Genomic DNA, 16,715 nt, shown 5'->3' with positions numbered 1-16,715 from the left:
AATGTTTATTACGTACAAAAAGCAGAGAATATGAATATTCTCTGCCTTAGTTTGTTATGCTATCTTTTTTCTTAGAATTATTCCTACTACTATGAAGAATAATCCTGCAAGATACATTAATATTGAATTAGCTTGCCCTGTCTTTGGTAAGGTTTCTTTTTCTATCCCACCTAATGGAGCTTCTACGTCTATTTCTATCAATTCCTCTGTTCCATCTGGATGTTTTATGACAAAGCTATCTTTACCCGTAAAACCTGGATTTGGAGTATATTTCCATTTGCCATCTTTATCAAACTCAACAATTCCACCTTTAGGAGGTGTAATAACTATTGGTATTTCAGGCTCCTCTGGTTCTGTTGGCTCCGTTGGATCTGTAGGCTCTGTTGGTTCAGTAGGTTCTGTTGGTTCTGTTGGTTTTTCTGGATCTACTGGTTTCTCAGGTTCAACAGGTTTCTCTGGATCCACTGGTGGTTTTGTTGGTGGTTCTGGATCTGTTGGTTTTTCTGGGTCCGGATCCACCGGCGGTTTTGGATCTATTGGTTTTTCTGGGTCTGGGTCTACTGGTGGTATATATCTGTTAGTTATTGTTAGACCATCTTCTGATATTGATTTTCTATATCCACTTGGTACTTTAACCTCGTCTATGGTATACTCGTATTCATTTCCATCAATATCCATCCTGTCTAATTCATCCCAAGTATATTCTGTTTTTCCGTCTTCTAATTTCACTGGTACACCAAACGGTTCACCATCTTTGTATAGCTGCAATTCTATAGTCGGCTTTATCCTTGGTCCGCCAATCCACACCTTTTTGCCTGTAACTGAAGTCTTAGTATAGATGTTCATTACCTTCAGACCAGATTCTGCCTTTTTATAATCTTCTGGTTCAAAGTCATTACCATCTTTATCTACTTCTTTTACACTAAAGATATATTTATTTCCCTTTTCATCCGTCTTTGTAAGACCAGTCCAAACTACTTCTGTTGTGCCATCTAGCAATTCTTTGATTTCAGAACCTGGCACTTCTGCAGCTTCTTCACTACCTATTTGTCTATATAGCTTGAACCATATTGTTGGTCTTGGGTTTTCTCCGCCGTCCCATTTCTTAATTGCTCTAGCACTTGCATCTGTAGGACTAACATAATGATTGGTTACCTCTAGACCATTCTCTGCTTTTACATAGTTTTCAGGGGAAGAATCTTCACCTTGTTCATTCACTTCTTTAACAGAGTAAATATATTGTGTACCGTCAATATTGGTTTTGTCTAAGTTTTCCCAAGTCACCTCTGTTATACCATTTGAAAGTTCTTTGATTCCTGCACCTAGTACTTCTACTGCTTCTTCAGTACCTATTTGTCTGTATAGTTTAAACCATGTTGTTGGTCTTGGATCTGCTCCGCCGTTCCATACTTTGGTTCCTTTTACTTCTATTTTTTCTTTGGTATTTTCAAAGCTTCCTACTGCAATATTCTCTTCGTTTTTATCATATGCCTTATTTACTACTATTTCCATTTCTTCTTCTGATCTAACATATCCATTTGGTGCTACTTCTTCTCTTAAATAGTAGGTTCTAAAAGGTAGGTTTCCTATAGTTAATATACCACTTTCAGTAGTATACTCTGCATCACCAAATTGAATTCTTTTGCCATTTAAATCGTACCATAGTGTAAATGTAGCTTCACTGCTAGTTATAACTTCGTTTTCCTCTGAATCTACTTTAGTGATCCTTAATGCTCCTCTATTTGGATCCCACTCTCCACCTGCATCAGAGAATTGTCTTACTTTTAGTTTTTCAACTGGTATGGTCTTTTTCTCAATACCTGTTCCAGCAAATTCTACATTATTGAATACTTCTCCATCTGTTTTTGTTACAATAGTTTTGTATCTTAGTATCAAGATATTTTCAACGTCTTTGACAAAGTCTATGGTTAGAACTGTTTCGTCAGCATCTGTATTTACATCAAGGTTATAATCTGTACCCTTGATTAATTTAACCTCAGTTGAACCTTCTAATCTAAAGATTTCAAGGCTATCTCCTACATATACAAGTCCTGGACTCATGGTGTCAACTATCTTTGCATCTTTGATTATTGATAGACTTTCATTAACATTAACTTCCCAGTTAACTTCATCTCCTGTAAACACCTTCTTATCCTTTACACCAACTGCTCCTTTTTCTAGGAAATCGTTGTGCTTACTATAGTCAATTGTTGCAGAATAATCATAGTCCTTTCCTCCAACTTTGACTGTAGCGTTGTTAATATATTTCGCTTCTGATACATCAGGTACTGTGGTTGTAAATTCTATTACATATCTTTCTTTTACTTCGAAATCATTATTGAAGGTTAAGATAAATGTCTTATCATCAACGACAACTGTATAATTACTAGCATCCAACTTTGTTCCTGTGTTCGTAGTGGTTCCACCAGAATTTACGTCATAAACGAATACTTCTATACTATCCTCATCAATGGTTCCATCATAAGCTAAAGTATCGATAACTTTAACACCGGTTCCAAGATTTTGTTTTTGATAGTTAATATATAGCTGCCAAGCTGTCTTTCTCTCAGTACCACTAATCCAGCCATTTTTCTTTACTCCACTATCAAAATGTATTAATTGACCTTCCTTCTTACCACTATTCCAAGAATCTTGTCTAACCTTATGAGATGCATCCCTTTCTATTGAGCCGGAATTACCATTTATTGTTTCCCATGTGAATTTAGCTTTGTTTCTATAAGTTTCATCGATGTTATCATTAGGCTCTGGTGTATTACCTTCAATTTCTGCTTCTGGGTCATAGGAAGTTGTATAAGTTATCGACAAAATATTATTTAATGGTAATGCGGATTCCTTAAGCTTAATAATAAAGCCCTTGTGATAGCCATCTTCTCGAGGTTCAAGAGTATAATCTGTACCTTTAGCAAAAGTTCTTCCTCCTGTTCCCTCAACTTTAACTATTACCGAATCAGGCAACAATATTAACCCTCTACTTGGGAAGGTATCCTCTATTTCTAGTTCATTTATCGCTTCTCTTATTGGATTAACCCTAAGTTCCCAATTCATGGTCTTAGCATTATAGTCTACAGATTTAAAGCTTTTACCAAAGCTATTAGCCGGTGGATTGATTGGTACAGGATTTATCGTTCCACCTTCCCCAACACCAATCCCTGTCAATCCTGCAATATTGCTAAACCCATTTATTGTAAAATCTTCAATTTTGGTTGTATAGGTTACTGTAATCTTTTCTGTACCTATATCACCTAATTCTATCTTAACCTCTGTTTTATCCTTGTGCACTCCATCAGTGATAGGAGTTATTGTTATATTTTCGGCAGTCATACCAGCGATAGTGATATCCTCTGCTTTGATACTCAATCCTTTTGGTATATAGTCTGTTAAGACTACATTACTTAGTGGGTGTCCAGCTTCATTTACATGAACAGTCCAAGTAAGAGTTTTATTATCATAATCTACATTGGATTTACCTACTTTTTTAAGAATAGGATCTCTTACTATATCAACCTGTTTCTCTGCATTTCCTACTTTGGCTTCTCCACTATATAGTTCAGTTTTATTAGTAAATTCATTATTTTTTTGATAATCTCCACCATTTACATCTGAATAATCAATACTTGTTTTAAATCTTATTTCATACTCATCAGTTGATGCTAAATCCCCTAATTCTATTGGAAATCCTGTTGTCTCAATACTTCCATCATTTATTTTAGTACCATTTCTATAAACTTCTATAGTACCTTCTACAATCTTCAATCCTTCTGGCAAATTATCCTCAACTTTAGCATCTTTTATTTCATTGCCAGATTTATTTACATATATACGCCATTCAATTTCATCAGTATTGCCAACTCGCCAGCCATCTTTTTCTATAGGATTACTTCTTGTAAATCCACCCACTGTAGCATCTGCTGATAGTTCTTTATCATCATACTAAAAGTTGCATCATTTGTAAAGGTGTCTTTGGAATAATCTTCAATTGTAGTGGTATACACAATCCTATAGCCTTTATATGGTGCTATATTGTTAAATCCAATACTAAATTCATTATCAATCATATTTGGTGCTACTGTGACTGAACTGCCAAGAGATTTATCTCCTTCAAGCCCTATAATTAGTTCATTTACTTTGAAATCTCTTGGTGAACCTAATCCATCTGGAATTATGTCTTTTACCGTTGCATTTGTTATCTCCTTATCACTAGTATTGATAATATCTATAGTCCATGTGATCTCCTTTGCATCATGTTTTTTATCTGGATGACCTTCTTTATCTATGCCCCTTATATCTCCGCTTGGTTTTGCTATTACCTTTAGAGTTGTATTTTTCTTATCATTGAATTCAATCTCTTGCTCTATATTTTCTTCAAATTTTTCTAGGTTAAACTCTAATCCAAGGTTTACGAAACCATTTTTAGTCTCTGCTATTTCAATGTTTTCGTTGAATATAAACCTTAGTTCACTACCAATGATAGTATACGTTCCAACAATAGTTCCCTCAACTATTATATTTTGAGGAGTTGTTATATCCATGGCTTTAAACACATCTGGTAACTGTATAGTTGCCGTATCTCCATTTTTTGCATCAAGTCCTTGTGTATCCCATTTGTATCCAAGTGTTACTATGGTATCAGGCCCTATCTCTATTATTTCACCCTCATTAATATTAGTACCATCTTTTCCACCAAGTCTGAAGAATTCAAACTCAAATATCTCTCCTAGATCATTACCCTCACTAGTCACCCCAAGTCTAGCCATTATAGTAGGTTTAACCTTCTCACTAGCACCTCCAACTTCCATAGTTCCAGTGAATTTTACTACCTTTGCTTCTTCATCCCCTACAAATAAATCTCCTAGATTATCTGTTGCAGATGCTAGCATAGCGGATGTCTTTCCTATGAAGCTAATTTCTTCATTTTCTAATATAGTAGGCTCTCGTCCCTCACTAGGTGTTTCTTCTCCATCTGAGGCTTCTTCACCTTCTACTTTTTCTTCTTGTAATTCTTCATTCTCTTTCTCTGTAAGTGTATCTTCTACTTCTGTATCATCTGTTTCTTCTGTTTCATCTTCTGGAACTGTAGATGTTTCTTCTTCCTTATCTTCTAAACCTTCATATAGATCTCGGTTGATTTTTACAGTCACTTCTCCATCTGTAGATATACTGTAACTTCCTATTACTGTTTCTTCATCATCTTCTGCTATTAAGTCAGTTTCTGGCACTTTGTTTTCCAAAGTAAAGCTACCAATATAGGTATATTCTACTACTCTATTATTAGAATCCAGAGCAAATTCCCAGTCTAATCTTGCTATGCCATCTTCACCTATTGGTCTCTCTGTCATTGAAAAAGGTCCTTTTGCTATCTCAGCATAGACTGATTGTGCTGCAGGCCCGATTATCTGTAACAACATAGCTAACGCAACCATGAGTACCACTCTTGTTTTACTTTTCTTCATATATCTTCCCCCTTTCTTTATTTTTCAACATATCATTCTTATGATATGTCATTATAAATTTCATATATATGTCAATTTTGTTGAAATTTATACCTTTTTTTGCTGTTCTAAAATATAAATACTTTATCCTACCAATTTGTTGTACCATAGCAATGCATCCATATATGCCTTAACAATTAAATAGCAGTCAATATCTAAACTTTCTGCATATAAAAGAACCTCATCCCATTCTGCTTTTTCATAAGCTATTATCATTTTATATATGATCCCAATTTCCCCATTTCCATCTATTAAAGCCGCTTTTATCACATTTGATGCTTTTACTTCATCTAGCACTTCACTAATAGGTCTTCTTAAAATAACATCTAGCAACGAGAATAATCCTAGTAAGAACATCTCCTCTGATTGTTTCTTGTATCTAGTATTGATTGCTATTAATTCAGCAAATCTAGCTCTGATGAGTGATAATCTAGTTAGTTCGTCTGGCTCATCTTCTCCTATAGTATTTACTACGACAAGATATATCCACTTTTTTATTTCTCTTTCTCCAAGTGCTACTACAGCATGTTTAACTGATTTAATCCTATATCTAAATCCAAATGCTGCAGAATTCACTAATTTTAGTAGATTGTAGGTCAATGACAAATCCATGGATACTATATTGGCAATTTTACCAAAATCTATTTCTTTTTCATTTACTTTGCTAACCAATTGCAAGCAAGTAGCTTTAATTGGCTGTATCTTTTTTGATATCACTATTTCTGGTTTACTAAAGAAAAATCCTTGGAATAAAGAGAATCCAAGTTTTTTTGCATATTCAAAATCTTCTCGGGTTTCAACCTTTTCTGCTAATAGTTCTATATTTCGCTTCTTTAAATCTCTACTAAGTCTCTTGATTTCTTCTTTATCTGATAGCAAAAAATCAATTTTTACTATATCTGCTAATTCTATTAACTCTTCATATTCTGGTTTATATATAAAATCATCTAATGCAATTTTATATCCCATTTCTTTTAGGGATTTACTATTTTCTATGACCTGCTCACTGGGTAGTACATCCTCTAGTATTTCTACCACAAGAAGGTCCTTAGAAAAAAGTGTGGCTGTTTCGTCATTTATTAAACTCTCTGTAAAATTGATAAATACTGGCTTTGCATTTGTTAAGTTTTCAATACCAAAGGTCTGAAATGTATTAAAGATTACTTCCCTAGAAGCCTCATCTCCGTCAATTCCATCAAAATTGTTTACGAGTCCACTTCTATATAAAATTTCATAAGCACTAACCTTTTGTCAGAATCAAAAATAGGTTGTCGAGCTAAGAACACATCCATAACAGTAATGTTCACCTCCAACTATGTTTGCTTCTCTAGTATTATAAGCTCCACTCCATGTACTGGAATATATAAATTATCAGAGTATTCTCCCCCTATCTCCATATACTCTACAGATATTTTGGGATTAGCTCTCCCCTTAAGATATTGTATTTCTTCTTTTGTCAGATTTTCAGGAGCTCCCATCTTTACCCATTCGTCAAATGGAGATCCATGTTCTCTATTTAACTTATATCTCGTAACCTTATAATGTCCTGAGACCCCTATAATATTGAAACCTACCTCCTTGGGTGGCTTATCCTCATATACCAGATATCTTTCAGTATTAGTTAGTGCCGATGTATCTCCATTCATAAAAAGTTCATCAAAATATGCAAAATTATAGGCTAAAATCTGAACATCATCATCATTTTTAGTTACGATATATTCTTCACCCTGCCCTATAATCTTTTCTCCTAATTTAGATAATAGATAATAAGCAAAATAGGATGGTTTTTTCAGTCCATCTTTGTTTATCAAGCCAAAACCGCCATGAAACTGGGAAATACCAGCTTTTGTTTCCTCCATAATATCTGTAAACGTCCAATATCCAATTGAATTTACTTCGTCTATAGATTTCAAAATATTTCTAATAATAAAAACAGATTCGAAGCATGTGTCATGAATAAAATTTCTTCCATAGGATGAAGAATTCCACTCAGTTATATGAATCTCAGGTTTATAGGGCAAATATTGATTTATTTTGCTATGAACAGATTTCAATGTATCATAGGTGTGATTTTCATCAAAATAAATTCTTTTCATATCTTTCCATGATGATGTTAATTTTAATATATCTTCTCCTGCCTTAGCTCTAACCATTATATCCTGTACCATTTGCTTAGATGAAAAATCTTCAGGATAAATATGCAAGGAAACAAAATCCAGAGGTACTTTATTTCTATCACAATATGTTAAGAAGTCTTCAAACCATCTGCCATCCTTTATAACTTGATAAGTAACAGAAGGTCCTCCTACCTTCATTTCCCTAGAAATAGATTTAATAGCTAATACAGTTTCTTTATAGAACTTAAAATATTCTTCTTCTCCTCCAATCCAAAAAACATGTTCCAAGTCCGGCTCATTCCAGACCTCAAAATACCAAGTTTCAACTTCCTTTAAACCATATCTATTTATACAATGTCTGATGAATTCTCTAATTAAATCCGTCCATAGCTTTATGTCCCTTGGTCCAGATATATTTGCTCTCCACCAAAACATAGTTTCATCAGATTTTGCTATTTCAGAAGGCATAAAACCTAATTCAATAAAAGGTTTGATATTGACATCCTTAAAAAAGTCAAATAGTTCATCTATATAGGACCAATTATATGCTATACTTCCATCATCATTTATGTTGTATACCATCATTTCATCTGAGAAAATACCGTGAAATCTAATATATTCAAATCCTATTTGAGATTGAAGCTCCTTTAATTGGTCTTGCCAATTTTTTCTTAATCCTTCTGCAGCCCTGCCAAATGTCGTAAGTTTCTTCCAATAGAAATTATGGTATATTCCATCCTGATTTGTGTCTATACTAATGAAATCCTTTAGTGTTAGAGTTTTCTTTTCTTTCATTTCTAAGTCCATTTCTAAATATTTAAATAGTTTTGTAAAGGCTGCAGTCCTATCAACATCTAGATAGGTTTTACTTTTTATCTTTTCTCCTTCTATATCAGTATGACTTATATCATCTAAATTAGTTTTTTCTTTTCTATATGCTGAAGGTGAAGAATTATATGTCTTGTTGAAAAGAGTATTCAGGGATTTTGTGCTAGAAAATCCACTTTCAAAGGCTATCTCAGTTACTGTCTTATTCGTATTTACTAGTAATTCTACAGCTTTATCCAACCTTTTATTATTTATATACTCTTGAAATGATATTCCTAAGTTTTTCTTAATAAAATGAGAAACATAATAAACATTGAGATTCTCATTATCAGCTACTTCTTGAAGTGTTACTCCCTCTTCAAAATTTTCATCTATATATTTTATAATACTGCTGAGTCTATCTATATTTTTGTGAATAGCCTCTACCTTTTCATCTTCCAGAAAGGAGTATTCGAAGTTATTTATTAAATGGGAGCCCAATAAATTCATTTCACTGCCTACTATAAACTGATATCCTTCTCTCTTTTTATTAATCTCCCAGAATATCTTAGCCAAATGTCTTCTAATTGCATCGAACTTTCCTTGTTCCTCTTCATTACAGGTAAAGGATTTACAGTCAAATATCATTTCATTAAATTTAGGATAATAATGGACATTATGATCTAAATTAACTTGAAGCACTATTAAAATATTATCCTCCGCAGTTTTACTCGTATTATGAACTTCATTACTATTTACTAGAATTAAATCATTTTCTTTAAGTAGATAAGATTCACTCCCAATTCTGATATTAATAGAACCCTTTAATACTAGTATAATTTCCATTTGGCTATGCCAGTGCATTTTCAGTCTATTTACACTATGAATAAATATTTTAAATGGCACTCCTTTTTTAGATCTCACCAATTCATATGAATATTCCATATTCAATCCACCTTCCATTACACCCAATACTAAGATGATATCACTTTGTCCTTCCCATACTCTTTTGCCATATTTAAATTATTATCAACTATATAGAGAACTTCATCAAAATCCTTAGTTCCTGGTTCTACTATATAGGTCCCAAAGCTAAGGGTTAAACCAATTGTATAATTATCAAATTTAATCACCTTATTCCTTAATGCCATTTGAATTTCTTTTATAATCATATCAGATGCCTTTTTATCGGAATTTTTTAAAACTATAAGAAATTCATCTCCTCCATATCTTGCAACCCAGTCATAATTTCTTCTAATTTTAGATTTTATTATACTAGTTACTTCTTTTAGCACTAAGTCTCCAGCAAGATGTCCATAGATATCATTTATTTCCTTGAAGTAATCGATATCTAGCATAATAACAGAAATTTTTTCATTGCTTCTTGCTGCATAAAAAATATCAGATGGCAACTTTTCATTTATATATCGCCTATTATATGCTCCCGTTAAATCATCTTTCATAACTTTTTCATTGAGCTTAGCTATAATATCTGTAGATTCTTTGAGACTTAATCCACTTAACCCTGTCACGATCCCTGTTTCAGTAAGATCTTTCAGTATCTCTAATATATACATATCATCTCCAAATATAATTGGAGATGCCATAACCATATATACTCCATCACCTTTGTATTCAATTTTTGTAAAACTCTTTCTTTCTGTAAATGCTCTGGCAGATATACAATTATCACACACCTTTCCTTTCTCCCAAAATTCATAGCAATCATCTCCATGAATTATGGTCTCTCCCTCTCCATTTTGATAAATAACTTTCTTCGATATAGGATTTACTATCCTAACAACATCAAATAATCTGTTAAGTCCTTCTAAATAGCCATTTAAATCATATACTCTGAAAACATCCATATCAACAACTCCTCTTACTTTGTGAAGCTAAATCTTTTTTGAAAGATATATTATAGTTAATTTATTTAAAAAATAAAATATCACTGTGAATATTTATTAAAATAATCATACTCACTTAGTGCTATACAGTATCTCTAGCTTACTCATTAAGCTTTCAGACACCATTCTTAAGTTATTACTCAAGTCTTCTAATTTCAAAGTACTGTTATTTTGTTCTTCTACCTTTGCGCTGACTTCTTCTGTATTCGCATTGTTTTCCTGTGCAATAGCACTTAAATGCTCTATTACTTCTGCTATTTCCTCTTTCCTTGCTTCAAGGATACTACCACTTTCATTAAGTTCATCTATTACATTCTTTATTTCTTCTATTTTTTCTCTTATTCTATGGAATTTTTCTCCTGTTCTTTCTACACTATCCGTTTGATATTCTGCTTCTTCCCTAACTCCATTCATTAGATCTACTGCTTTTTCAGATCCCAACAATAGATCTTTTATAATATCTTCAATCTCTAAAGCAAATACACTAGATTCTTCTGACAATTTCCTTATTTCATCTGCCACAACTGCAAAACCTTTTCCATATTCCCCTACCCTAGCGGCCTCTATACTTGCATTAAGTGCTAAAAGATTGGTTTGATTAGCTATTCCTTTTATTTTTGCACTTGCCTCTTCTATCTTATTAGCATTAAAATTAGATTGGTCTATAACATGTTTCACTTGTATAGCTGCTTCATTGCTTCTATTTGTATATTCTACTAAGGTTTCTATTATTTCATTTCCTTCTTCCTTGAGCTTGTCTATATCTTCAATTCTTAAATTTAATATTTTTAACTTTTCCTGTTCTTCATCAATTATTTCTTTCAATAAACTCAACTCTTCTAAACCTTTCATAGTTTCATGTGCTTGTTTCTCACTTCCACTTGCAATCTCATCTACTGCAATCACAATTTCTTTGCTTCCAATACTATAGCTTCTACTTAAATCTTGTAAAGTTTCTCCTTTTAGTAACAATTCTTCACTATTCTACTTAAGGTCTTTATTATATCCATCATATTTTTAGAAGAATCTATTAAAACTTTATTAGTCTCAGAGATTTCATCTCTAACTCTAACTTGCAGCTCCCTTAAATTTTCAAAATCACCTTGGCCAAATTTTTGTGCATTATCTCTTATGATTTTCATCTTATCTCCTACTAGCTTCTTAATTAAATAAACAAAAATCATTGAAGCAATTATAATTCCAAAGGATAAGAAAATAAGTATTTTTATTATTTGCTGTTTAGCCTCTGCCACAATTGAATATTCATCTAATATACTTGCTATATAGAGACTTTCCCACCTCTCAATTCTCGCATAATAATCTTTTCCATCTAATATAAAACGTTCTTCTCCTATGAACATTCGATGGAAATCCTCATTATTATCTGAAACTTCCTTAGATGTATTTTTTAAGGAATAATTAAGTATATCTTCATATATTAAAGAATAGTCACCTTTGATTTCGAATCCATATTTTTGCATATGCCCTATATCTGAGTGTAATTTTATTTCTCCTTTTTCATTAAATGCTACAAAAAATCCTTCCTTCCCGATATTTAAGCTTTCTATATAATTTTGGGCAGACAATATTTTATTTAATTCGTCATCCACTCCTTGAGCAGTGGATTCTACATATTGGATTTCACTGGCAGAAGCCAAGGCATCTATATCGTCCTTTCCTAGAATATTGGTTTTTACATATTGACTTGCACGGCTAGCGGAAGCTAATGCATCTATTGCAACATTATTTATATTTTGTAAATTTCTTTGCTCTGTACTAACTGCTATATTGGCATAACCCCTTAGACCAATAAAGGCTAAAATCGATACAAACAGTAAGAATATCATCAGAACAGATAATAATATTTTTATATTTAAACTTAAGTATTTCAAATTGGTATTCGACCTTTTTTGCATTTTTTACAGCCATCCTCTCTTATAACTTTTCACGACTATAGAACGAATCTTTTTCAATAAATTTTGTTAGTTTGTTAAAACGTCTTTAAGTACAAAATAATCAATTTTTATATATTTAATTATATATATAAGCTCTGAACAAACTCTGAACAAAGAAGTAATATACTTTTACTATTTTTACATCCACTAAAAATTTTCCATATATTTTCTATACAGATCTATTGTAATTTCCATTGGTTTAAGACTCATTTCTTCCCAAAGATTTTCTACATAATTATTGAAAAAAACTTCCAAACTAGATCTCTTATTTTGTTTACCATAATAATGAATTATCATTTCTGCCACCTTTTCATTAAAAGAATCCATTTTGTGAATCTTATCCAAACAAGTCTTTAAAATTGGAGTTAGTTTTTCATATTCTAATTGAGTCCTTGCGTATTTTTCTAGTGTATTAAATACTACGTCTTTATATATTTGTTGAGTTTCCATGGCCCAATGATATCCTTCTTCTAGAAAATCTCCTTTGTAAATTCTTAATATTTCTTCTATCTCCTTATCGTTATGTTTCTTTGAACCTAGAATTTTATTTAATTCTTGGACATCAGATTTAATTGGTATATCTAATTGATAACAGTCATTGAAGTAAATGATTCCATTTGAATATCCTAATCTCTCTAAATTCTTTCTCAATTGATAAATAGTTGTGTGTAAAAGAGTAGTGGCTTTATCTAAATCTTTATCGGGAAAAATGGTTTCCATAATCAACATTTTGGAAACAGCTCTTTCCTTTTTGCTCCATAGATAAGCAAATAACTCCTTGGATTTTTGAGTACGCCAGATTAGAGGATTCTCCATACTATCCAACACCTCAAAGGAACCAAAACTATTTACTTTCAATCTATTATCCAAGATATTTATTCCATAGTGTTCCATAGATTTATCTTTTAACCTTTCAATGGTTTTATTAAGACGTTTTTCCTGAATGGGCTTTAATAAATAATCAATAGCATTTATTTCAAAGGCATCCACTGCATATTCTGAGTAAGCTGTAATAAACACTATTTCCACAGCATCAAGTTCTTTCATAAAAAGCTCAGCAAGCTCTAGCCCATTTATCTCGCCCATTTCAATATCTAAAAATATAACATCAGGTTGTATTTTCTTAATACCCTTTAATGCATCAAGAGGTTTTGTATAACTACCAACTACATCCACATCCTCATATGAGGAAAGCATAAGTTTTAACAAGTCTAATGCAATAGGTTCATCATCAATTAAAATGATTCTCATTATATTTCACCTCCGGAATAACAATCTCTACTATTGTGCCTTCTCCTAGTTTACTTTCTAATGTCAAAGTTGCTCCTTTTAATATCTTTATTTTCTTCACCACATTTGTAAATCCTAGTCTTTGGCTATTTCCTTTTAGAATCTCTTGTTGTTTCTCAAATGTCATTCCCATTCCATTGTCTTCGATTTCTATACTTACAAATCCTTCGGTTTTTCTTTTTACAACTATCTTTACTATTCCACTATTATTTTTAGCTACAATACCATGTCGTACGGAATTCTCTACTATAGGCTGTAATGTTAAAGGAGGAATCATGGCTCTTATTCCCTCTTCAATATCACATTCAATCTCCAATCTTTCTCCATACCTCATTTGCTCTATTTCAAGGTATGCAATTATCAATTCCAATTCTGACTCTAAAGTAATAAGACCCTTCTTTCTATGGAGATCTAGTTTTCCTCTAAAATAAATAGACAAATTGTTTAGAGCTCTTCTTGCTTTTTCACGATCCTTGTAACTCAGACCGATAATAGTATTTATTGTATTGTATAGAAAATGTGGAGATATTTGAGAATAAAAATATTGAAATTCTTTTTCTAGCCCTTCCTCTACTGATTTTTTCATTAGCAATAGAGATTGAATTCTAGATTTTAATTCCTCAGAATCTACCGGCTTCCTTTGAAAATCATTAGCACCATAATCAAATGCACTCATTAAATCAATAGTTCTTCCTGACGCAGTCAAAATCAAAATAGGAAGCTCTACCATAGAGTATTCTTTACGAACCTCTTTACATACTCTATCTCCAGACATATCTGGTAGCATAAAATCTAGTATTATTAAATCTATTTTATTTCTTTTAAGAATATCTAAAGCTTCTTCCCCATTATCTGCTAAAATAATATTGAACTCTAGTTGTTCCATAATATCCCATAGAATTTTTTGATTCAATGGTTCATCATCCACTATTAAAATCATTGGTTTACCTATATTGCTTCTTTTTTCTCTTTCTAATTTAGGAGATAGTTCCAAAGACATATTAGATTGAAAAACTTTTTCTTGAATAAAAGCTATTTCATCTTGCTCTTTCATCCCTCCATCATATACTGGTAATGTAAACTTAAAATTAGAACCTTTTCCATAGATCGACTCGACGTCTATTCTACCACCTTGACTCTCTACTAAATATTTTACTATGGATAATCCCAATCCTAATCCTTGTTCCACCTGTCCCTCTTCATTCTTTTGATAAAAAATATCAAAAACTTCCTTAAAATATTTTTCTTCGATTCCAATTCCAGTATCTGATACCCTAATTTCAACTTGTCCATCAACTATAGACGCAGAGACTACTATTTCTCCATCTTTTGTATATTTAATAGCATTATGGACTAGATTATAGATAATCTGCCTAAATTTATCTGAATCTGCCCTTAATGCTGGAAATACTCTAGGAATTTGATTTTTTAATACAATGGACTTATTTTCAGGAATTAAAATTTTCATTTCCTTTAAAATATCTTCTACAATTTTATATGGTTCAATTGAGCTTAATCTCAACTTTATCTCGCCGTTTTTTATTTGAGAAGCATCTAATAAATCTTCTACTAAACGAGTTAATCTTTGACCTTCCTGATTTATAAAGAACAAATCTTCCTGTTGTTGAGAATTCAGTGCCCCCTTTTGCCCCTCTAATAAATTTTTTGTTAAATTGAGTATTACATGTAAAGGTGTCCTTAATTCATGGGATGCCTTAGCTAGAAATTCATCCTTTAGCTTATCGTACCTTATAAGCTTCTCTGAGAGAGAGCTTGCCCTTTGATAATCTAATTGAAGTCGACGGCTCATTAATGCAGCTATACTAAGCATCAATAATAAAATCAACAAAATAGGAATATTCCCTAAATCAATTTCAAATAATATCTTCAATGTCATTATGAACCAATAGGAAAACATAGAGGTTGTAATTATCAAAATATATTCTAAGGAATCTGCTTTATTATATATTTCCTTTAATAAAATATAAAATATGTAGCTATATCTCATCATCAAAAGCCCCAAGATAGCCGCATGTAAATAACCCAGATAGATAAATAAAGGGGTATTTGGATTATAAAAGAAAATTGCCAGCGTAGCAAAAATTATTATAGATATTCTATTTATAATCTTATTGCTGCCATGATTACTGAAGAAACAATGGGTAAATTGTGAAAAACAAAGGATTACCATCATCATTGTCAGAACCTGGATTGCAGTTCTAGTTACATAACTGTAGTTATATACTAAATCTAAAAGCTGTTCATTCATAGTTGATAAATATATTGCCATAAAGAAATTCATTCCGCTAAAATATATTAAATAATGTTCTTTCCTCCGCTGAGAGTATATTATAAGAAAATATATACATAAGGTTAGACAAACTGAAATCGTCAGTGCATCTAAGGCACGGCTCTTATTGTTGCTCTCCATAATCGATTCAAAAGTTCCAAATTCAACGGATTTGATGATGCCTCCTGTTGCATAATCATAGTTTGAAACATTAATTATTAATTCAATTTCCTTATTTAAGCTATTACCTGCTACTACCCTATATTTGCTTCCCCTGCGAAAGTCCTCCTTATTTATAGATAAGTTCCCTACACTAGCAAACTCCTGCCCATTCAAATAAATTCGACTGGCTGTACGTATAGTCCTAGTTTTGATACCATATATTTCATCCTCTGGCACTCTAACAATAATCCTATATGTACCTGATCCATCAGAAGAGCCCTCCTCATTTAAATAGTCCTTCCATGGACCAGGAACCTTTACATATTTTCTAATTTTCTCATATTTTTTAAATCCATCAGCTTTTGTTTCTTCGGGCTTAAGCAGTACCCCTGGATAAAACTCCCATTCTCCATCTAATTTAATATTTCCTTCTCTATCTATTTTCCAATCCCGAATATCCAAAACTCCTTTTTTTGCTATATACTTGCTCTCTTGATTTGGAAAATTAATTATTAGAAGATTGCTGATAACTATGAGAACAATTATGATTGAAATAGTTATAGAAATAATATGTTGAATTTCTAGCTTTTTATGTTTTGCCATATCCTCACCCTTTTTGATTGCCGTGAATATAAAATACTGTACTTTATATTGCCAATCCCATTATTACCCCTAAC

General features: G+C 32.1%; 9 protein-coding genes. All 9 read right to left on the bottom strand.

Translation table 11 applies throughout. From position 1 onward, the window contains the following. Positions 1 to 54: 54 nt before the first annotated feature. A complete protein-coding gene (locus tag CIW83_RS14580; protein WP_094902419.1) occupies positions 55 to 3,918 on the bottom strand; it encodes a collagen binding domain-containing protein in 3,864 nt (1,287 codons plus the stop codon). Beyond that, positions 3,888 to 5,471, bottom strand: coding sequence for a collagen binding domain-containing protein (locus CIW83_RS14575; protein ID WP_094902417.1), 1,584 nt, complete (start codon positions 5,469 to 5,471; stop codon positions 3,888 to 3,890). The genes CIW83_RS14580 and CIW83_RS14575 overlap by 31 nt, the downstream gene beginning before the upstream one ends. 123 nt (positions 5,472 to 5,594) lie before the next feature. Continuing rightward, positions 5,595 to 6,611, bottom strand: coding sequence for an EAL and HDOD domain-containing protein (locus CIW83_RS14570; RefSeq protein ID WP_255374454.1), 1,017 nt, complete (start codon positions 6,609 to 6,611; stop codon positions 5,595 to 5,597). 212 nt (positions 6,612 to 6,823) lie between these two features. Then, entirely contained in the window at positions 6,824 to 9,379 is a 2,556-nt protein-coding gene (locus CIW83_RS14565; RefSeq protein WP_094902413.1) for a helix-turn-helix domain-containing protein, read from the bottom strand. Between the two features lie 29 nt (positions 9,380 to 9,408). Continuing rightward, positions 9,409 to 10,302 carry a GGDEF domain-containing protein gene (locus CIW83_RS14560; RefSeq protein WP_094902411.1) on the bottom strand — a complete coding sequence of 298 codons (894 nt, stop codon included), beginning with the start codon at positions 10,300 to 10,302 and terminating at the stop codon, positions 9,409 to 9,411. A 111-nt stretch (positions 10,303 to 10,413) separates the two neighbouring features. After that, complete coding sequence (locus tag CIW83_RS14555) at positions 10,414 to 11,313, bottom strand: methyl-accepting chemotaxis protein (RefSeq protein WP_094902409.1); 900 nt, start codon at positions 11,311 to 11,313, stop codon at positions 10,414 to 10,416. Next, the gene (locus CIW83_RS14550) at positions 11,304 to 12,257 is read right to left on the bottom strand and encodes a hypothetical protein (RefSeq protein ID WP_094902407.1); all 954 of its coding nucleotides are present in this window, start codon (positions 12,255 to 12,257) and stop codon (positions 11,304 to 11,306) included. The genes CIW83_RS14555 and CIW83_RS14550 overlap by 10 nt, the downstream gene beginning before the upstream one ends. Before the next feature lie 186 nt (positions 12,258 to 12,443). After that, on the bottom strand, positions 12,444 to 13,547 hold the full coding sequence (locus tag CIW83_RS14545) for a response regulator (protein ID WP_094902405.1): 1,104 nt from the start codon (positions 13,545 to 13,547) through the stop codon (positions 12,444 to 12,446). Next, a complete protein-coding gene (locus CIW83_RS14540; RefSeq protein ID WP_094902403.1) occupies positions 13,528 to 16,641 on the bottom strand; it encodes an ATP-binding protein in 3,114 nt (1,037 codons plus the stop codon). The genes CIW83_RS14545 and CIW83_RS14540 overlap by 20 nt, the downstream gene beginning before the upstream one ends. Positions 16,642 to 16,715 lie beyond the last annotated feature (74 nt).

Origin of the sequence: Tissierella sp. P1 (assembly GCF_002266425.1) — a bacterium.
In the GTDB taxonomy this organism is placed as follows: domain Bacteria; phylum Bacillota; class Clostridia; order Tissierellales; family Tissierellaceae; genus Tissierella; species Tissierella carlieri.
The sequence above is the reverse complement of the archived record's forward strand: the minus strand, read 5'-3'. Positions and strand labels throughout refer to the sequence as shown.

What these genes read in the sequence shown, in the direction of transcription:
- CIW83_RS14575 (WP_094902417.1), bottom strand. Translation starts at nt 5,471, where the DNA reads ATGAAGAAAAGTAAAACAAGAGTGGTACTCATGGTTGCGTTAGCTATG.
- CIW83_RS14565 (WP_094902413.1), bottom strand. Translation starts at nt 9,379, where the DNA reads ATGGAATATTCATATGAATTGGTGAGATCTAAAAAAGGAGTGCCATTT.
- CIW83_RS14560 (WP_094902411.1), bottom strand. Translation starts at nt 10,302, where the DNA reads ATGGATGTTTTCAGAGTATATGATTTAAATGGCTATTTAGAAGGACTT.
- CIW83_RS14550 (WP_094902407.1), bottom strand. Translation starts at nt 12,257, where the DNA reads ATGCAAAAAAGGTCGAATACCAATTTGAAATACTTAAGTTTAAATATA.
- CIW83_RS14545 (WP_094902405.1), bottom strand. Translation starts at nt 13,547, where the DNA reads ATGAGAATCATTTTAATTGATGATGAACCTATTGCATTAGACTTGTTA.
- CIW83_RS14540 (WP_094902403.1), bottom strand. Translation starts at nt 16,641, where the DNA reads ATGGCAAAACATAAAAAGCTAGAAATTCAACATATTATTTCTATAACT.